Origin of the sequence: Thermomonas sp. S9 (assembly GCF_024704365.1) — a bacterium.
In the GTDB taxonomy this organism is placed as follows: Bacteria; Pseudomonadota; Gammaproteobacteria; order Xanthomonadales; family Xanthomonadaceae; genus Thermomonas.
Genome location: NZ_JAJDFY010000001.1, coordinates 1018163 through 1035235 on the forward strand (window position 1 = coordinate 1018163; position 17073 = coordinate 1035235).

The 17073-nt window shown below is 71.1% G+C and carries 18 protein-coding genes and 1 pseudogene; 7 read left to right on the forward strand and 12 right to left on the reverse strand.

The genetic code is table 11. The features are described 5' to 3' along the window. Positions 1 to 190: 190 nt before the first annotated feature. From LJB71_RS05055 to trxA, 4 genes are all read right to left on the reverse strand, one after another. The gene (locus LJB71_RS05055; RefSeq protein ID WP_259303329.1) at positions 191 to 1000 is read right to left on the reverse strand and encodes an SUMF1/EgtB/PvdO family nonheme iron enzyme; all 810 of its coding nucleotides are present in this window, start codon (positions 998 to 1000) and stop codon (positions 191 to 193) included. Next, entirely contained in the window at positions 949 to 2166 is a 1218-nt protein-coding gene (locus tag LJB71_RS05060) for a serine/threonine-protein kinase (RefSeq protein WP_259303330.1), read from the reverse strand. The genes LJB71_RS05055 and LJB71_RS05060 overlap by 52 nt, the downstream gene beginning before the upstream one ends. Positions 2167 to 2398: 232 nt before the next feature. Continuing rightward, positions 2399 to 2848, reverse strand: coding sequence for a DUF4442 domain-containing protein (locus tag LJB71_RS05065; protein WP_259303331.1), 450 nt, complete (start codon positions 2846 to 2848; stop codon positions 2399 to 2401). Positions 2849 to 2851: 3 nt separating this feature from the next. Continuing rightward, complete coding sequence (trxA, locus tag LJB71_RS05070) at positions 2852 to 3724, reverse strand: thioredoxin (RefSeq protein WP_259303332.1); 873 nt, start codon at positions 3722 to 3724, stop codon at positions 2852 to 2854. Positions 3725 to 3764: 40 nt separating this feature from the next. Between trxA and LJB71_RS05075 the strand changes: the two genes are divergently transcribed. Continuing rightward, positions 3765 to 4355, forward strand: coding sequence for a DUF998 domain-containing protein (locus tag LJB71_RS05075; protein ID WP_259303333.1), 591 nt, complete (start codon positions 3765 to 3767; stop codon positions 4353 to 4355). Here the strand turns inward: LJB71_RS05075 and LJB71_RS05080 are convergent. Both LJB71_RS05080 and LJB71_RS05085 read right to left on the reverse strand, forming a co-directional pair. After that, positions 4336 to 4587: a SemiSWEET transporter gene (locus LJB71_RS05080; protein WP_259303334.1), complete on the reverse strand. Its 252-nt coding sequence runs from the start codon at positions 4585 to 4587 to the stop codon at positions 4336 to 4338. The genes LJB71_RS05075 and LJB71_RS05080 overlap by 20 nt on opposite strands. After that, on the reverse strand, positions 4584 to 5891 hold the full coding sequence (locus LJB71_RS05085; RefSeq protein WP_259303335.1) for an amidohydrolase family protein: 1308 nt from the start codon (positions 5889 to 5891) through the stop codon (positions 4584 to 4586). The genes LJB71_RS05080 and LJB71_RS05085 overlap by 4 nt, the downstream gene beginning before the upstream one ends. Before the next feature lie 59 nt (positions 5892 to 5950). Between LJB71_RS05085 and leuS the strand changes: the two genes are divergently transcribed. From leuS to rlmH, 6 genes and pseudogenes are all read left to right on the forward strand, one after another. Continuing rightward, a complete protein-coding gene (gene leuS, locus LJB71_RS05090) occupies positions 5951 to 8773 on the forward strand; it encodes a leucine--tRNA ligase (RefSeq protein WP_259303336.1) in 2823 nt (940 codons plus the stop codon). 94 nt (positions 8774 to 8867) lie between these two features. Next, a complete protein-coding gene (gene lptE, locus LJB71_RS05095; RefSeq protein ID WP_259303337.1) occupies positions 8868 to 9380 on the forward strand; it encodes an LPS assembly lipoprotein LptE in 513 nt (170 codons plus the stop codon). Between the two features lie 16 nt (positions 9381 to 9396). After that, positions 9397 to 10435: pseudogene (holA, locus tag LJB71_RS05100) on the forward strand (DNA polymerase III subunit delta). 5 nt (positions 10436 to 10440) lie between these two features. Next, positions 10441 to 11133, forward strand: a complete 693-nt coding sequence (nadD, locus tag LJB71_RS05105; protein WP_259304741.1) for a nicotinate-nucleotide adenylyltransferase — start codon at positions 10441 to 10443, stop codon at positions 11131 to 11133. Then, positions 11130 to 11546, forward strand: coding sequence for a ribosome silencing factor (gene rsfS / locus LJB71_RS05110; RefSeq protein WP_259303338.1), 417 nt, complete (start codon positions 11130 to 11132; stop codon positions 11544 to 11546). Before nadD ends, rsfS begins: the two co-directional genes overlap by 4 nt. A 30-nt stretch (positions 11547 to 11576) precedes the next feature. Then, complete coding sequence (rlmH, locus tag LJB71_RS05115; RefSeq protein WP_259303339.1) at positions 11577 to 12047, forward strand: 23S rRNA (pseudouridine(1915)-N(3))-methyltransferase RlmH; 471 nt, start codon at positions 11577 to 11579, stop codon at positions 12045 to 12047. 28 nt (positions 12048 to 12075) lie between these two features. Here rlmH and LJB71_RS05120 read toward each other — a convergent pair whose 3' ends face one another. From LJB71_RS05120 to LJB71_RS05145, 6 genes are all read right to left on the reverse strand, one after another. Continuing rightward, positions 12076 to 13149 carry a hypothetical protein gene (locus LJB71_RS05120; protein WP_259303340.1) on the reverse strand — a complete coding sequence of 358 codons (1074 nt, stop codon included), beginning with the start codon at positions 13147 to 13149 and terminating at the stop codon, positions 12076 to 12078. Positions 13150 to 13298: 149 nt separating this feature from the next. Continuing rightward, positions 13299 to 13619: a hypothetical protein gene (locus LJB71_RS05125; RefSeq protein WP_259303341.1), complete on the reverse strand. Its 321-nt coding sequence runs from the start codon at positions 13617 to 13619 to the stop codon at positions 13299 to 13301. Positions 13620 to 13652: 33 nt separating this feature from the next. Beyond that, on the reverse strand, positions 13653 to 14285 hold the full coding sequence (locus LJB71_RS05130) for an HNH endonuclease (protein ID WP_259303342.1): 633 nt from the start codon (positions 14283 to 14285) through the stop codon (positions 13653 to 13655). 201 nt (positions 14286 to 14486) lie between these two features. Further along, a complete protein-coding gene (locus LJB71_RS05135) occupies positions 14487 to 16280 on the reverse strand; it encodes an acyl-CoA dehydrogenase C-terminal domain-containing protein (RefSeq protein ID WP_259303343.1) in 1794 nt (597 codons plus the stop codon). A 102-nt stretch (positions 16281 to 16382) separates the two neighbouring features. Then, the gene (locus LJB71_RS05140; RefSeq protein ID WP_259304742.1) at positions 16383 to 16859 is read right to left on the reverse strand and encodes a hypothetical protein; all 477 of its coding nucleotides are present in this window, start codon (positions 16857 to 16859) and stop codon (positions 16383 to 16385) included. 16 nt (positions 16860 to 16875) lie between these two features. After that, the gene (locus LJB71_RS05145; protein ID WP_259303344.1) at positions 16876 to 17064 is read right to left on the reverse strand and encodes a hypothetical protein; all 189 of its coding nucleotides are present in this window, start codon (positions 17062 to 17064) and stop codon (positions 16876 to 16878) included. Positions 17065 to 17073: the final 9 nt, after the last annotated feature.

The following is a 17073-nucleotide window of genomic DNA, read 5'->3' on the forward strand; positions in this document are numbered from 1 at the left end:
CCTCGCGCACGCTCTTCACCATGAGCTGCCCAGCCCCGTCGCGATAGTCGGCGAGAGCCGTGATGCGGTGGCGGCGTTCAGCGCCTGCGCCGGGAGATCGCCGCCGGCAACGCCGGTCTGGCGATGCGCACCACGCAGCGGGCCGATGCCTGATGCAGCAGATGGCGCGGTTCCGCCTGCGCTGAAGGCGTCAGCCGCCGCGCACGAGGCGGATGCCGACGTCGTCGTAGCCGCGGCTGGCGTCCAGCGGCTGCGGCTTGCCGCTGGCCATGCGCTGGGTGCAGGCGCGGTCGGCGCACAGCGACAGCCAGCTGGCCGGGGCCGCGGGCTGGCCCTGCAGTTCGCCGGCGCTGGGCAGCCGGTAGCGGTGGCCGTCCTGCGCGCCTTGCCAGGCCGCATACGCCAGCGCGTCGGCGGCGGACACGCAGGCCACCGGCCGGCGCTCGCCGCCCAGCAGGTTGTCCCAGCGCAGCCTGCGGCCGAGGAAACCGCGGCCGCAGGCGGCCGCCTCGCGGCCGGTGGCGCGCGCGAAGCGGGCGTAATCGGCGCGGCTGACAGTGACCAGCTCGGGCGTGACGGCGGCCTGTTGCGGGGGGTCGGCGCTCGTTTCACCGCGCTTCTCTTGGTTGTTTTGTTCGTTCGCGGCCAGCGCCCGCAGCCGGGTCTGCAGGCTGCGCGCCCGCGCCGGTTCCAGCTCCAGCCAGGGCGTGGTGGCGGCGTACAGGCGGCTGGCATCGGCGCGGGTGGCGGGCTTGGCCAGCAGCAGGGTGATGCGGTCGTCCAGGGTCGCGCCCAGGCGCTGGCGCAGCTGCGCGATCGCCGCGCCAGTGCCACCGCGGCGCTTGTCCAGGGTCTGCGCGCGCTGGAACGCCAGCCGCGCGCCGGCGGCGTCGTCGTTGCGCAGGGCGCGGTCGGCGGCATCGGCCAGCGCATCGAACAGCAGCGCGGTCAGGCGCAGCGTCTCAGGATGGGTGGGATTGGCCAGCCACGCGGCCTCCACACTGGCCCAGGCGTTGCCGTTCGGCGGAGCCAGTAGCTGGCCGACGCGCAGCTGCTGCTCGGCATTGGCGATGTAGGCGCGCAGGCCGAAATCCTGCGCTTCCTCGGCCGGGGAGTTGCGGTGATGGCGGCCGTGGCGGGCGCTTCGGCGGCAGCCGCGGCGGTCTGCGACGACGCCTGTGCGCTGCCGGCGGAGGCCCCGGCCGGCGGGCGCTGGAGATAGACATAGCCCAATGCCAACACCAGCGCGATGGCCGCGCCGCCCAGCAGCGCCGGCAGGCGCCAGCGCGCGGGCGGCGGGGCGTCCGCCGCGGGCAGCGCGTCGGGCGGGATTTCCACCGCCGCGAAGCCGCGCCCGGCGCGGCGTTCCACCTCGTCCAGCGCGGCCAGCATTTCGTTGGCACTGGCGAAGCGTTCGCCCGGCTGTTTGGCCATCGCGCGGTCGATGAAGCCCTGCCAGTGGCGCAGCGGCGAGGGCAGCCGTGGCACCGGCTCCTGCACGTGCTTGAGGGCCATGGTGAGAGCGTCGCCGGCGGCATAGGGCAGGCGCCCGACCAGCATTTCCCAGGTCAGCACGCCGATGCTGTAGAGATCGGCGCGACGGTCCACTTCCTGCCCGCGCGCCTGCTCCGGCGGCATGTAGGCGGTGCTGCCCACGGCCAGCCCGGCGGTGGTCAGGCGCGGGTTGCTGCCGCGCCGCAGGGCGATGCCGAAATCCGCCAGCAGCGGGCGGTCGCTGTCGTCGAACAGCACGTTCTCGGCCTTGACGTCGCGATGCACCACCCCGCGCACGTGCGCGTAATCCAGCGCCTGCAGGAGGCTGCGCAGGATCGAAGCCACCTTGGGCTGGTCGCCGGCCAGCTTGCGCTGCCCCAGATGCCCGTGCGAGAGATAGGGCATCGCGTAGAACGGCAGGCCGTCGCGGGTGCGCCCGACCTCGTAGATGCCGACGATGTTGGGGTGTTCCAGCCGCGCGATGATGCGCGCCTCGTTCTCGAAGCGCGCGCGGCTCACCTCGTCGGTGAGCACCTCGGCCAGCATCACCTTCAGCGCCACCTTGCGTTCCAGCGACAGCTGCTCGGCCAGATACACGGTGGACATGCCGCCGTGCCCGATCACCCGCAGGATGCGGTAGCCGTCGATTTCCGGGAACCCCTTCTCCGTCACGCCGTTCCTCATTGCATTCGACCCCTGGGGCGAGGATACGACGATCGCGGCGACGGTTGGAATCGGGCCGCCCTGGCTAGGGAAGGTCTGAACAACGCCATCCAGGCGTTGTCAGCCCACGCCGAGTCCGGTACAGGCCCGGACTCGGCTCACACGCATCCATCACTTGCGTGATGGATGCGTGGCCGGCCCTCCATGGCCGGCGGGAACCTCTGAGTTGATCAGACCTTCCCTAGCGCCCCGGCTTGCGGCGCACGTAGAGCTGCTTGCGCACCCGCGCGATGAGCTGGCCGTCGCGGTCGCGGATGTCGTTCTCGAACCAGCGCAGCACCTTGCCACCCCCGGCTGCCTCGGCGCGGAGGGCATCCAGCGTGGGATCGTCGAGGTGGAATTCGGTATGCACGGTGCCGCGCCCGGGGCGGACGAACTCGATCTCGCCGGCCTTGTCCCAGACCCGATGCTCGCGCCCGAGGTGGTGCAGCACCAGCAGCATCCAGAACGGGTCGGTCATCGCAAACAGGCTGCCGCCGAAGTGCGTGCCGACGTAGTTGCGGTTCCACGGGCGCATGCGCAGTTCCACCCGCGCGTGCCGGTAGTCGGGTGACAGGGCGGTGACGTGGATGCCGGCGAACAGGAACGGCGGCCACAGGTTCAGCCCGTGGCGCAGGACGCCTGCGCGCATGGCTCAGGCCAGCAGGATGGCCGACATCTGGCGGCGCACCCGGCCCACCAGGTCCTCGTCATCGAGGATGCGGAAGGCGTCGATCAGGCTCCTGCGCGCCAGGCCGTCACCATAGGCGCGGTCGCGGCGCAGCATCTCGATGAACTGCGACAGACCGGCTTCGGCATCGCCCGATATCAGCTTGCGGACGCCGAGCAGATGGCGGGCACGCAGGTCGCCTGGATCGGCGGCAATCGCAGCCTGCAGCACTTCAGCCGGTGGCGCGTCCTTGAGCAACGCGGCAAAACCCAGGCGCGCGCGCGCCTTGACCGCGCGGTCGTCGGTGGCGAGGTTGGCGGGCAGCGCGTCCAGCAGCTGCTCCGCCTCGGTGGCGGCGCCGGTCTGCAGCAGCGCCAGCGCCAGGTCCAGCTTGAGCCCGGCCTCGTCCGGCGCGGCCTCGATCGCCTTGCGCAGGCGCATCACCTCGGCATGCGGATCCAGCGGCGGCGCGGAGGTGGGCGCAGCCTCCTCGGCCGGGGCCGCGGCCGGCGCGATCCCGTGGTGCCTGAGGAACTCGCGCAGCTGGCCTTCCGGCAGCGCGCCGGGGAAGCCGTCCACCAGCTGCCCGTCCTTCACCAGCATGACCGTGGGCACCGAGCGGATCTGGAACGCGGCAGCCAGCTCCTGCTCCTTGTCCACGTCCACCTTCGCCAGCACGAACGCGCCGTGGTAGTCGGCGGCCAGCTTCTCCAGGATCGGCCCGAGGGTCTTGCACGGGCCGCACCAGCTCGCCCAGAAATCCACCAGCACCGGGGTTTCCAGCGACTTGCGGATCACCGTGTCCTCGAAGGTCGCGGCGGTGGCGTCGAACACATGGGGCTTGGCGGTGTCGGTCATGGCAGGGGAAATGGAAAAGAGACGCGCTTAAGATGGGGACATGGATGTTTCATTCAAGCGCGCCGGGGTCTGGCTGGCGCTGGTTTCGTTCCTGCTGGCAGTGCTGCTGGCGGGAATCGGTGTGCCGGAGTATTCGCACCGCACCCATCCGCTGGCGCTGCGCGGCGCCAGCGGACTGCCGGGGGCCTGGCTGTTCAACGCGGTGGTCTTCGTGCTGCCGGGATTGGCGCTGCTGCTGGCAGCGCAGGGGCTGCGGCCGGCGCTGGCACGGGTGGGGTGGCCGGCGCGGATCGGGCTGACGCTGGTGCAGGGCTCGGCGCTGGCGTTCGCGGCGCAGGGCCTGCTGCCGCTGGATCCGCGCGACGTGGACGCCGCCGCAAGCCGCTGGCATGTGCTTGCGTGGATGTTGTGGTGGATCGCGTTCGTGCCCGGCGCGCTGCTGCTGGCGCTAAGTGCCGGGCGGGGGCGGGGCTTCGCAGGGGCCTGCGTGGCGGCGGCGGTCGCGGTGCCGCTACTGGCGGTGCTGGCGCCGATCGGGGCCTGGGTCGGGTTGGCCCAGCGCCTCGCCTTCCTGGCCTGGTTCGGCTGGTGGCTGCTGGCGGCGCGTGCGTTCAGCCGTAGCGCAGCTTGAGGATCAGGATCGTCGCTGCCAGCGCGAACGTCACCAGGTTGGAGACGATCATCGGCCACGAGTGCAGGAACAGCCCGTAGCCGAACCAGCAGGCCACGCCGAAGGTGAATACCACGTACATCCACAGCGAGATGCCGTGGGTCTCGCGGGTGCGGATGGTCTTGATCGCCTGCGGCACGAACGACAGGGTGGTGCAGGTCGCCGCCAGGTACCCCATCCACTCCAGGTTCATCGCGCGGGTTCCCGCATGACCACACCGTCCTTCATCACGAAGTCGACCTTCATCGTGTTGCTGATGTCGGCGACCGGGTCGCCCGGCATCGCGATGATGTCGGCGCGCTTGCCGGGTTCGACCACGCCCTGGTCGTCCACGCCCAGCACCTCGGCCGCGTGGATCGTCGCCGCCTGCAGGGCGTACGCGGCGGGGATGCCCGCCTCGACCATATAGGCGAATTCGCGCGCGTTGTCGCCATGCGGGCCGACCCCCATATCGGTGCCGAAGGCGATCTTCACGCCGTTGCGGTAGGCCTTGGCCGCGGTCTCCTGGATCTGCGCGCCGATGCGCGCGGCCTTCGGCCTGACGATGTCCGGGTAGTAGCCGTCGATCTTCGCCTTGTCGGCCACGAAGCGCCCGGCGTACAGGGTGGGCACGTACCAGGTGCCCTTCTGCTTCATCAGCCTCATCACCCGGTCGCTCATGTAGCTGCCGTGCTCGATGCTGGTCACGCCCGCAACGACGGCGCGGTACATGCCTTCCTCGCCGTGCGCATGGGCGGCGACCTTGTAGCCGTAGTCGCGTGCGGTGTCGACGATCGCCCTGGCTTCCTCCACGGTGAATTGCGGCGCATCGCCGGACTTGGCGTAGCTCAGCACGCCGCCGGTCGCGGTGATCTTGATCACGTCGCTGCCGTCCTTGTAGCGCTGGCGCACGGCCTGGCGCGCATCGTCGACCGAATTGATGACGCCCTCGGTGGGCCCGGGCGGGCCCAGCAGGTGCGAGAGCTCGCTGTTGTAGCCGTTGGTGGGGTCGGCATGGCCGCCGGTGGTGGCGATCGACTTGCCCGCCGCCCAGATCCGCGGCCCCTTCACCAGTCCCTGGTTGATCGCGTCGCGCAGGTGCGGGGTGATGGTGCCGCCGAGGTCGCGCACGCTGGTGAAGCCGGCCATCAGGGTCTTCTCGGCATAACCGATGCTGCGGAACGCGAAGTCGACATCGTCCAGGCGGAAGCCCTCGGAATAGCTCTGCGGGCTGGACTGGCTGCCAAGATGCACGTGCAGGTCGGTCCAGCCCGCCATGCAGGTGCGGTCGGCCAGGTCGATGGCAGTCATGCCGGCGGTCGCCCCGGCGCGACCGGGCAACACCTCGGCCACCTTGCCGTCGCGCACGACCACGGTATGCGGGCCCAGCAGCCTGCCGCTGCGGCTGTCGAACAGCTTGCCGCAGTGCAGGGCGATGCCCGCGGCGGCCGTCCCCGCGGCGAAGGCGGGCAGGGCGAGCCAGGACAGGATGGCGGCGGCAAGCAGGCGATGGCGCATGGCGGTTCCCCCGGAGACGAGGCTGGATGGTGCCATACCGCGCCCGCGCATGGCGGCGGATGCGGCGCTGCGGTAGGCTTCCAGTCCCGTTTTCCGTGCCGTCCGCCGTGTCCGAACCCGTCGCCTACGATCCCCGTTCCGTCGAAACCGCTGCCCAGGCGTTCTGGGATCGCATCCGTGCCTTCCAGGTGCGCGAAGGCGGCGACAAGCCGAAGTACTACTGCCTGTCGATGCTGCCGTATCCGTCGGGCGCGCTGCACGTCGGACACGTGCGCAACTACACCATCGGCGACGTGATCAGCCGCCACAAGCGGATGACCGGCCATAACGTGCTGCAGCCTATGGGCTGGGATGCATTCGGCCTGCCGGCCGAGAACGCCGCGATCAAGAACAAGACCGCGCCGGCCAGGTGGACCTATGCCAACATCGAGCACATGCGCGCGCAGCTCAAGTCGCTGGGCTATGCGATCGACTGGAGCCGCGAGTTCGCCACCTGCAAGCCTGACTATTACGTGCACGAGCAGCGCATGTTCGTGCGCCTGCTGAAGAAGGGTATCGCCTACCGCAAGAATGCAGTGGTGAACTGGGACCCGGTCGATCAGACCGTGCTGGCCAACGAGCAGGTGATCGACGGTCGTGGCTGGCGTACCGGCGCGCTGGTGGAGAAGCGCGAGATCCCGCAGTGGTTTCTGCGCATCACCGATTACGCCCAGGAGCTGCTGGACGAGCTGGACAAGTTGGAAGGCTGGCCGGAGTCGGTCAAGACCATGCAGCGCAACTGGATCGGCCGCAGCGAGGGGCTGGAGATCCAGTTTCCGGTGGATGGCGAGGAGGAGCCGCTCACCGTCTTCACCACCCGCCCCGACACATTGATGGGCGTCACCTTCATCAGCATCGCCGGCGAACACCCGCTGGCGCTGAAGGCGGCCGCGTCGAACCCGGAACTGGCCGCGTTCCTGGCCGAGCTGAAGAAGGGCGGCGTCTCCGAGGCCGAGCTCGAAACCCAGGAAAAGCGCGGCATGGCGACCGGCCTGTGGGCCCGGCATCCGCTGACCGGCGAGGATCTGCCGATCTACGTCGCCAATTTCGTGCTGATGGGCTACGGCACCGGCGCGGTGATGGCGGTGCCGGCGCACGACCAGCGCGACTGGGAATTCGCCCAGGCCTATGGTCTGCCGGTGAAGCCGGTGGTGGTGGATGCCGCCACCCGCGACGCGCTGCGCGAGATCGGGCAGCACGTGCGCGGGCACGACGATCCGATGGCGGTGGCGCTGGGCCAGCACGGCGCGATCGACGTGGTCGAGGTGGATGCCGCGGTGGCGGTGGTGCGCGAGTACCTGCGCCGGATCGAGGAGGAGGGCGCGCACACCGAGCGCGGCTGGCTGATCAATTCCGGCGGGTTCGATGGCCTCGACTACCCGGCCGCGTTCGATGCGCTGGCCGCCAAGGTGGAAGCCGAGGGTATCGGCCGCCGTCGCGTGAACTTCCGCCTGCGCGACTGGGGTGTGAGCCGCCAGCGCTACTGGGGCTGCCCGATCCCGGTCATCCACTGCCCGACCTGTGCTGCAGTGCCGGTGCCCGAGGACCAGCTGCCGGTCGTGCTGCCGGAGGACGTGGCCGACGCCTTCGCATCCGGCGACGTGCACTCGCCGATCAAGTCCGATCCCGAATGGCGCAAGACCCGCTGCCCGCAGTGCGGTGGCGCGGCCGAGCGGGAGACCGACACCTTCGACACCTTCATGGAGTCGAGCTGGTACTACGCCCGCTACACCTCGCCGGGCGCGGCCGACATGGTGGACGCGCGCGCCAACTACTGGCTGCCGGTGGACCAGTACATCGGCGGCATCGAGCACGCGATCCTGCATCTGATGTACTTCCGTTTCTACCACAAGCTGCTGCGCGACGCGGGGCTGGTGCAGTGCGACGAGCCGGCCACCCGTCTGCTCACCCAGGGTATGGTGGTCGCCGAGACGTTCTACCGCGAGCGCGAGGACGGCGGCAGGGACTGGATCAATCCGGCGGACGTGGAATGGCGGATGTGGCAGCCAGAGCCGGGCCCGCTGGCGCTGCCCGACCCGGTGCCGCAGCCGGGCCCGGTGCTGACCCCGGTGCTGAAGGCCGATGGCCGCCCGGTGATCCGCGGCGGCACCGAGAAGATGTCGAAGTCGAAGAACAACGGCGTCGATCCGCAGGTGCTGGTGGACAGGTACGGCGCCGACACCGTACGCCTGTTCTCGATGTTCGCCGCGCCGCCCGAGCAGTCGCTGGAGTGGAGCGACGCCGGGGTCGAGGGCATGGCGCGTTTCCTGCGCCGCCTCTGGCGCGACGTGCATGCGCATGCCGCCCAGCCCGACCATCCGGTGGTCGATCCGGCGCAGCTCGATCCCGCGCAGAAAGCGATGCGCCGCCAGGTGCACGAGGCCATCGCCAAGGTCGGCGATGACTATGGCCGCCGCCACAGCTTCAACACCGCGATCGCCGCGCTGATGGAGCTGCTGAACGCGCTCGGCAAGTTCACCGACATGAGCGACCAGGGGCGCGCGGTGCGGCACGAGGCGTTCGAGGCGGTGGTGCTGCTGCTCAACCCGATCACCCCGCACATCTGCCATGCGCTGTGGCAGGTGCTGGGGCATCCGGAAACCCTGCTGGAGGACATTCCGTTCCCGCAGGCCGATCCGCAGGCGCTGGTGCGCGACGCCATCACCCTGGCGGTGCAGGTGAACGGCAAGCTGCGCGGCACCATCGAGATCGCCCCGGACGCCGCGCGCGAGGCGATCGAAACCACGGCGCTGGCTGCGCCCGGGGTCGCCGCGTTCGTGGCCGGGCAGGTGCCGAAGAAGGTGATCGTAGTGCCCGGCAAGATCGTGAACATCGTTGTCTGAGCGCGGGAGCCAATCGTGCGCGCCCGATCGTGCGCCGCCTTGCCGGGGACGAGGTGGCGCAACGCCCCGGCCGTTTTCGCCTAGACTGCCCGGCATGAACGCCCGTCTCGCCGTCCTCGTGCTGTCCGCCGCTGCGCTGCTGTCCGGCTGCGGCTTCCATCTGCGCAACGCGCTCAACCTGCCGGCCAATCTTGGCCCGGTGCGGGTGGTCACCGCCGACCGCTACAGCCCGCTGGGCGGTATGCTGGCCGACGGCCTGCGCCGCGCCGGCGCGCAGCCGGCCGCACCCGACGCCAGCGAGGGCGTGGCCACCCTGCAGGTGATTTCGGAGAACTGGGCGGATACCCCGATCAGCAACGATCAGTCCGGGCGCGCGCTGGAATACCTGCTGCGCTACGCGGTGGTGTTCAGCCTGCGCCGCGCCGATGGCAGCGTGGCGGTGCCGCAGCAGTCGGTGGAGCTCTCGCGCGACTATCTGGCGCCCGCGGTGGATTCGATCGGCAAGGCCAGCGAGCGCGAGCTGCTGGTGCGCGAACTGCAGCGCGACATGGCCGCCTCGATCCTGCGTCGGGTGGACGCCGCTTCGGCGCCCGCCGGCGCGCACTAAAGGCGCACCCGCCGCGATGGAACTGGGCGCCGACCGCCTGGCGGGGCAACTGGCCAACGAACCCCTGCGGCCGGCCTACCTGGTCGCCGGCAGCGAACCATTGCTGGTGCTGGAGGCGGCCGACGGCGTGCGCGCGGCCGCGCGCGCGCAGGGCATCGGCGAGCGCGAAGTGCACGACATGGAGGGCCGCGATGCCGATTGGCCGGCCCTGCAGTCCTCGCTGCACGCGCCCAGCCTGTTCGCCAGCCGACGCCTGGTCGAAGTGCGCCTGCCCTCGGGCAAGCCCGGCACCGAAGGCGCCAAGGTGATCACCGCCTACTGCGAGGCGCCGCCACCGGACGTGGTGCTGCTGGTCATCGCCGGCGAGTGGTCGAAGGCGCATGCCGGCAAGTGGAGCCAGGCCATCGCCCGGGCCGGGCACGTGGCCATCGCCTGGCCGGTCAAGCCGCATGAACTGGCCGGCTGGGCTGGGCGCGCGCCTGCGCCGGGCCGGGATCAAGGCCACTCCGGAAGCACTGGCGCTGCTCGCGCAGCGGGTGGAAGGCAATCTGCTGGCGGCGGCGCAGGAAGTGGACAAGCTTGCCCTGCTGCTGGAGCGCGACGAAGTGCTGGATGCCGGCCGGCTGCAGGCGCTGGTGGCCGATTCCGCACGCTTCGACGTGTTCCGCCTGATGGAGGCCGCGCTGAACGGGCGGCCGGCGCAGGTGGCGCGCGTGCTGGCCGGGCTGCGCGCGGAAGGCGAGGCGATCCCGGCGCTGATGGGCATGGTGGTGAAGGAACTGGGCGCGCTGGCGGCGCTGGCGCAGGCCGCGGATTTCGCCGGTCGCTGCAAGGCGCTGGGGATCTGGGAATCGCGCCAGGCCACCTACAAGCGCGCGCTCGCCCGGCATTCGCCGGAGCGCTGGCAGTGGCTGCTGGCCGAGGCCGGGCGGGTGGACCGCATCGCCAAGGGGCGGGCGCGGCCGGGGCGGGAGTCGCACGACGCCTGGCTGCAGCTGGAGCGCCTGCTGCTGGTGGTGGCCGAACCCAGGGCGCGCCGCTTGCTGGCCTCGTGAGCGCGATGCTGCGGATTTATTACGGCGGCAGCTTCGACCCGGTGCACAACGGCCACCTGGCGATCGCCTGCGCCGCCCGCGACCTGTTCGGCGCGCAGGTGTCCCTGCTGCCGGCCGGGGATCCGCCGCACAAGGCGGCCACCCACGCCGCCGCGGAGGAGCGCGCGCATCTGCTGGAACTGGCCGTGGCCGGGGTGCCCGGGTTGCGGGTGGACCGCCGCGAACTGCAGCGCGCCGGGCCGTCCTACACGGTGGACACGCTGCATCAGCTGCGCGCCGAGCTGGGCCCGCAGGCGCCGATCGCGTGGCTGGTGGGGGCCGATTCGCTGCGCCAGCTGCACACCTGGCATCGCTGGCGCGCGCTGCTGGCGCTGGCGCATCTGGTGGTGGTCGCGCGGCCGGACGCGCCCGTGGACGGCGCGGCGCTGGCCGCCGCGGCGCCGGCGGTGCAGGAGGCCATCGCGCCGCGCTGGCGCCCGCCCGCCGCGCTCGCGCAGGCCCCCGCCGGGGCGGTCTGCCTGCTGCCGCTGGCGCCGCTGCGGCCGGAGTCCTCGACTGAGTTGCGCCACCGGATCGCCGCTGGCATCCCCTGGCGCGACTGGGTGCCGGCGCCGGTGGCGGCGGAGATCGAGCGCCTGCAGCTGTACCGCGACCCGGCCGTTATACTGGCCGCACCTCCCCAGAGCGATCGCCCTTGACCACCAGCGCCCACGTCATCAAGACCAGCCTGCCCACGCCGCCGCCCTCGGTGGACGCCTTGCTCAAAGCGGTGCACGCCGGACTGGAGGAACTCAAAGCCAAGGACGTGGTGGAAATCGACGTGCGCGGCAAGAGCAGCGTCTGCGATTTCATGGTGGTCGCCTCCGGGACATCCACCCGCCACGTGAAGTCCGCCGCCGACGAGGTGGTGAAGTTCGCCAAGCAGCTGGACGTGATCCCGCTGGGCGTGGAAGGCGAGCGCGAGGCCGAATGGGTGCTGGTGGACCTCGGCGACGTGGTCGTGCACATCATGCTGCCGCGCGTGCGCGAGTTCTACGCGCTGGAGCGGCTGTGGTCCGTCGGTGACCAGCGTCCTGAAGACGCAGGGGCCGGCGGCGCCCCGGATGCCTGATCCCCGCCGGGTGGGCGACAGGGCGGTGGCATGAAGGCCCGTCTGGTCGCGGTCGGCGAGCGCGCCCCCGGCTGGGTGGCGCAGGGTTTCACCGAATACCAGAAGCGGCTGTCGCACTGGCTGCCACTGGAGCTGGTGGAGATCGAGCCAGGCATCCGCGGCAAGGGCCGCGACACCGCGCGCGCGATCTGCGACGAGGGCGCGCGGGTGCTGGCCGCGCTCCCGAAGAACGCGCAGGTGGTGGCGCTGGATGGGCGAGGCCGGATGCACAGTTCCGAGCAGCTCGCCCAGCGCCTGGAACACTGGCGCGGGCTGGGGCGCGACCTCGCCTTCCTGATCGGTGGCCCGGAAGGGCACGCGCCCGAGGTGCTCGCGCGCGCCGACGAAACCTGGTCGCTGGGACCGCTGACGCTGCCGCACATGCTGGTGCGCCTGGTGCTGGCCGAACAGCTCTACCGCGCCGCCGCGCTGCTGGCCAACCATCCCTACCACCGCGCGTAGCCGCGCGCGCTGCAGCAGGGGGCGCGGGTCAGTGCCCGCGCAGGCGGCCGAACAGACCGGTGGGTTTGGCGGCAGCCGGTTCCGGCGGCGGTTCCGGCCATACCGGCTCGGCGTAGCCGGTGGCCAGATTGGCATTGATGAAGTCCACGACTTCCGCGCGCGCGACGCCGGCCGCGGTGGCGATGGCGTCGGCGTCGGCCGGGCCCTTCATCATCACGGTGGCGATGCGGAAGTGGCGCGGATATTCACGCTCGGTCTGCGGCCACTTCGTCAGCAGGTAGGGCCCGTCGGCCGGTGCGCCGGACAGCAGGCCGCCCAGCCACAGCAGGCGGGCCAGCGGCTGCGGAGGGCCGAGGCGGGCGCTTTCCTCGGCCCAGGCGGCATCGTCCAGCGCGACGAAATCGGTCTCTTCCAGCGGCGTGGCAAAGTGCGGCGCAAGCGGTTTGAGCGCGGCCGGGCCGTGCCAGTGGCCGCGCGGGACATCCAGCAGCAGCGCCGGTGCCTCGGCGTGCTGCAGGCGCACCCGAAGGGTGGGACGTCCGCCGGTCAGCCAGCCCAGCAGCGGCTGCTTTGCCTGCGGTTGCACGCTGGCCGCGGGCGGCGCAGGGGTGACCGTGGCCTGCGGTTCCGCCACCGGCTCCGGCGCGGTCGCCGTGGCGGGTGCTTCGATGATGCCAGTGGCTTCGATGCCGGCGATGGCCGCAGGGGGCTCCGCCGGCGTCTCCACCGGCGCGATCCCGGCAGGTGTGGACGCGGTGGGCGGGTGCTTGGCGGCAGCCGCATCTGCCAGCAGCGGAGCGTCGGTTTCGATCTCGCTCAGCAGTACGGCCAGGTCGCTGGCGCTGATCGGGTGCGGCAGGCGGTAGTCGGTCTGCTGGCGGTCCGTCGAGGTCAGCCCGATCACCTTGCGCCCCAGCCCGTGCAGGCGCAGCCAGCTCATGGGCCCGTACAGGCTGTCCATGTCGATGATGACGTAGTCGGCGTGCTCGCTGTCCACCAGCGTCCAGCGCCCGCCGATCTCGACGTTGGCGGCCTTGAAGGCCGCCGTCACCTCGGCTTCGGTGTGGCGTTCCATGCCGGTCATGCCCAGGGTCAGCGCCATCGCAGTGTCCTTGTCGCGGTTCGGCCCCGAGTGTTGCCGCCGCCGGCGCGCGCGTCAATCGCCGGCTGCGGGCGGGGGCAGGGCAGGCCGCACGCGCCCGGGAAACCATGCACCGCGGCTGCGTCCTGCGGCGGGCACGGCGGCGATGCTCATGATTTTTCCTTGCGGGAATTTTTCTTGCGGGGCTCGTGCGGCTCGAGGAGCTCCCGCAGGGGGCGGAGCTCCTCCGGCGGTGCGACCGCACCGACGGTGTGGCGGCGGAGGTGGGTGCCCTCTTCGACCGGCAGCGCGACGCAGTGCCCTTTGCGGGCGTGTTCCTCCAGCTCCGCGCGGGAACACAGATAGACGAGGTGGTCGCAGTCGTCGCAGTAGCGGATGTTGGGGGTTAGCTCGATCTCGAACAGGTCGTCCCAGTCGCGGTTGCACTGGAACTTGAAGTGGCAGTTCTCGACCTTGGCGGATGTGGTCATTGCGTGCCTCGATGGGTGTTTGTGCGACGGTGGTCAGTTGCCGCGCGGGTGGCGGGGCATCTGCGCCTTCAGGAATGCCATCTGGTCGGCGAGGATGTTGCGGTTGGACAGGATCAGGTGCTCCACCCAGCTCGGGCGGTAGGGGATGGCCAGCAGCGGCATGCCGGCCTGTTGCGGGGTGCGGTTGCCCTTGCGCGAGTTGCACTGTACGCAGGCGGTGACGACGTTCTCCCACACGTCGCGCCCGCCGCGGGATACCGGCTGCACGTGGTCGCGGGTGAGCGCATGCCGCGAGAACTCGCGTCCGCAGTACAGGCAAAGATACTGGTCGCGGGCGAACAGGGCCTGGTTGGTCAGCGCGGGCGTGGGCGCGATCGCCGCCGGGCGCACGTGTCCGCGCGCGGCGATGATGGGGTGCAGCTGCAGCAGGCTGCGGCGGCCGGTGGCGCGCTGCAGGCCGCCGTGTAGTTCCAGACAGGGATCGCCCAAAGTCCAGGCGACCGCGCCGCGCGCATACAGGCAGGCGGCGTCCTGCCAGCTCATCCAGTCGAGGGCGCGGCCGTGCGCGTCGAGCGCCAGCAGGCGCAGGTGCGGGGCGAACCCGGGAGCGCGCGGGGGTAGGCTGCGCACCGCATGCAGCGAGGCAGCGGGGCGGGGGGCCATCATGGGCCGGGCCAGCGAGCGCTCTGTCGGTCTCCATATGGAACAGCAGCTTATACCCCTTCGATGACGGTTTGTGTACCGCATGGGGCCTGCGCTGCTGCCGCCCGAGGCGCTGGCCGTCCTACGGCCGGGCCGGCACGCCCGCCGTTCCCACGGAGGCGGGAATGACGGGAGAGCGGCCTTTCCAGGACGGGATGCGCCTGTTTACTGCGGGCCGAAGCCGGCGTCGGGCAGGGTCATCAGGGTGCCGGCACCGGCGTCGATCGCGGCCTTGTGCGCCAGCGTGCGCGGCAGGACGCGCGCGTAGTAGAAGCGGGCGGTGTCGCGCTTGGCGTCCTTGAACGCCGGTGGTCGCTGCGAGGCATTGGCCGCGGCCACGCTGCGCGCCCACCAGTAGGCCAGCACCACGTAGCCGGAATACAGCAGGTAGTCGGTGCTGGCCGCGCCCAGCTCCTCGGGATTGGCCGCCGCGCGCTGCAGCACGTCCTGGGTGAGCGTGCCCCACTCGCCGCACTTGGCGCGCAGCGGCGCGATGAACTCGGCCAGCGCGGCGTCGCCCTCGTGCTGCTTCGCGAAGGTTTCCACTTCGGCCAGGAACAGCTTCAGCCCGGCGCCCTGGGTGGCCGCGGTCTTGCGCCCGATCAGGTCCAGCGACTGGATGCCGGTGGTGCCTTCATACAGGGTGGTGATGCGGGCGTCACGTGCGTACTGCTCCATCCCGTGCTCGTGGATGTAGCCGTGGCCGCCGAAGCACTGCAGGGCGTTGTAGGTGTTCTCGATCGCCCATTCGGTCAGGCAGGCCTTGGAGATCGGGGTCAGCCAGCTCACCAGGGTTTCCGCGCGCTCGCGCTCGCCGGCATCCTGCGCCTTCTCGGCCACGTCCAGCAGCGAGTAGGCGTGCAGCGACAGCAGGCGGCCGCCTTCGATCAGCGCCTTCTGGGTGAGCAGCATGCGGCGCACGTCCGGCTGCACCAGCAGCGGGTCGGCCGGCTTGTCCGGGTATTTCGGGCCGGACAACGCGCGCGACTGCAGGCGCTCGCGCGCGTAGCGCAGCGCGTTCTGGTAGGCGCGTTCGGACAGCCCCAGACCCTGCACGCCCACGCCCAGGCGCGCCGAGTTCATCATCACGAACATCGCCTGCAGGCCCTTGTGCGGCTGCCCGACGAGGTACCCCTCGGCGCCATCGAAGTTCATCACGCAGGTGGCCGAGCCGTGGATGCCCATCTTGTGTTCGATCGCGCCGCAGCGTACCGCGTTGCGCTCGCCCACCGTGCCGTCGCGCGCGACCTTGAACTTGGGCACCACGAACAGCGAGATGCCCTTGGCGCCGGGCGGCGCGTCCGGCAGCTTGGCCAGCACCAGGTGCACGATGTTGGGGACGAGGTCGTGCTCGCCGGCGGTGATGAAGATCTTGGTGCCGGTGATGGCGTACTTGCCGTCGGCGACGGGCTCGGCGCGGGTCTTGATCAGCCCCAGATCGGTGCCGCAGTGCGGCTCGGTCAGGCACATCGTGCCGGTCCAGGTGCCGGCCACCAGCGGCTTCAGAAAGACCTCCTGCTGCCAGTCTTCACCGTAGGTCTCCAGCGCCTTGACCGCGCCGTGGCTGAGCATCGGGAAGTTGCCCCAGGCCAGGTTGCCGCCGTCCACCAGCTCGGTGAGCACGCCGCCCAGCAGCGCGGGCATGCCCTGGCCGCCGTGCTCGGGGGCGTTGGTCAGGCCGGTCCAGCCGCCTTCCACGAACTGGTCGAAGGCCTGCTTGAAGCCTGGCGGCGGGGTGACGTTGCCGGTGGCCTTGTCGTAGCGGCAGCCGAGCTCGTCGCCGACCCGGTTGAGCGGCGCCAGCACGGTCTCGGTGAAGCGCGCGGCTTCATCCAGCACGGCGTCCACCAGCTCGCGGTTGGCATCGGCATGGCCCAGGCGGGCGAACAGGGCCTCCGCGTTCAGCACGTCGTACAGGCCGAAGCGGAGGTCGTCGAGGGGGGCTTTGTAGGTGCTCATGAGGGACAGTCCATCACCGGCGTGGGCCGCCGATCGGCCCACCTCAGGTCTTGAGCATACTACAGCGTATGGTGTGGCGGTGTGGCCGTCGCCGCGCCGTGATCAGCGCAGCGCGCCGGGCAGGCCGGGCACCGGCGAGAGGACGCTCTCGCGCTGGATCGTCCACGACCTCTGCTTGCCGTCCTGCGGGGTGGCGTCGAGGCTGCCGGACAGGGTGTAGGACAGCGAGGCGCCGTCGGCGAGTGCGGCCGCCACGCGCGCGCGCCCGGCCGGCAGCGGGGCCAGGGTGGCGTTGACCACGTCGGCCGATTCCGGGCCGACGTCGAGCCCTGGCTGCAGGTCCAGCCGCGCCGCCGGGCCGTTGTCGAACGCCAGCGCCAGCGCGGTGCGGTCGAACCGCATCGGTACGCTGCTGTAGTTCTGCAGGCGCAGCTGCACGTCCCACGCTCCGTCGGCGCGCACGCGCAGCTGCTGGATGCTGGCGGTGGGTTCCGAGACCCGCCGCACCGGGCCGCTGCTGCAGGCGGACAGTGTGAGGAAAGACGCCGCGAGGGCGAATGCGGAGAGCCGGGCGGGCAGGCGCACCGTGCGAGCCTCAGAAGCCTTGTTCATTGGTGGGCACGGGCAGCGCGCGGATGTACTGGTCCTTGGCGGCGACGAAGGCCTCGGCGTAGCGGTAGGCCTCGCGCCCCAGCGCGATGCGCGCGTCCATGTCGAGGCTGGCGTCAGGGTGGCGGCCGACGAGCTGGGCATACAGGGTCAGGGCGATGGCGTGGATGTCCATGGGCGTGCT

Coding starts and splice junctions, on each gene's coding strand:
- trxA (WP_259303332.1), bottom strand. CDS start 3,724: ATGACCGACACCGCCAAGCCCCATGTGTTCGACGCCACCGCCGCGACC.
- LJB71_RS05085 (WP_259303335.1), bottom strand. CDS start 5,891: ATGCGCCATCGCCTGCTTGCCGCCGCCATCCTGTCCTGGCTCGCCCTG.
- LJB71_RS05145 (WP_259303344.1), bottom strand. CDS start 17,064: ATGGACATCCACGCCATCGCCCTGACCCTGTATGCCCAGCTCGTCGGC.
- leuS (WP_259303336.1), top strand. CDS start 5,951: ATGCGGCGCTGCGGTAGGCTTCCAGTCCCGTTTTCCGTGCCGTCCGCC.
- LJB71_RS05135 (WP_259303343.1), bottom strand. CDS start 16,280: ATGAGCACCTACAAAGCCCCCCTCGACGACCTCCGCTTCGGCCTGTAC.
- LJB71_RS05130 (WP_259303342.1), bottom strand. CDS start 14,285: ATGATGGCCCCCCGCCCCGCTGCCTCGCTGCATGCGGTGCGCAGCCTA.
- LJB71_RS05125 (WP_259303341.1), bottom strand. CDS start 13,619: ATGACCACATCCGCCAAGGTCGAGAACTGCCACTTCAAGTTCCAGTGC.
- LJB71_RS05120 (WP_259303340.1), bottom strand. CDS start 13,149: ATGGCGCTGACCCTGGGCATGACCGGCATGGAACGCCACACCGAAGCC.
- nadD (WP_259304741.1), top strand. CDS start 10,441: ATGCTGCGGATTTATTACGGCGGCAGCTTCGACCCGGTGCACAACGGC.
- rlmH (WP_259303339.1), top strand. CDS start 11,577: ATGAAGGCCCGTCTGGTCGCGGTCGGCGAGCGCGCCCCCGGCTGGGTG.
- LJB71_RS05080 (WP_259303334.1), bottom strand. CDS start 4,587: ATGAACCTGGAGTGGATGGGGTACCTGGCGGCGACCTGCACCACCCTG.
- LJB71_RS05075 (WP_259303333.1), top strand. CDS start 3,765: ATGGATGTTTCATTCAAGCGCGCCGGGGTCTGGCTGGCGCTGGTTTCG.
- LJB71_RS05065 (WP_259303331.1), bottom strand. CDS start 2,848: ATGCGCGCAGGCGTCCTGCGCCACGGGCTGAACCTGTGGCCGCCGTTC.
- lptE (WP_259303337.1), top strand. CDS start 8,868: ATGAACGCCCGTCTCGCCGTCCTCGTGCTGTCCGCCGCTGCGCTGCTG.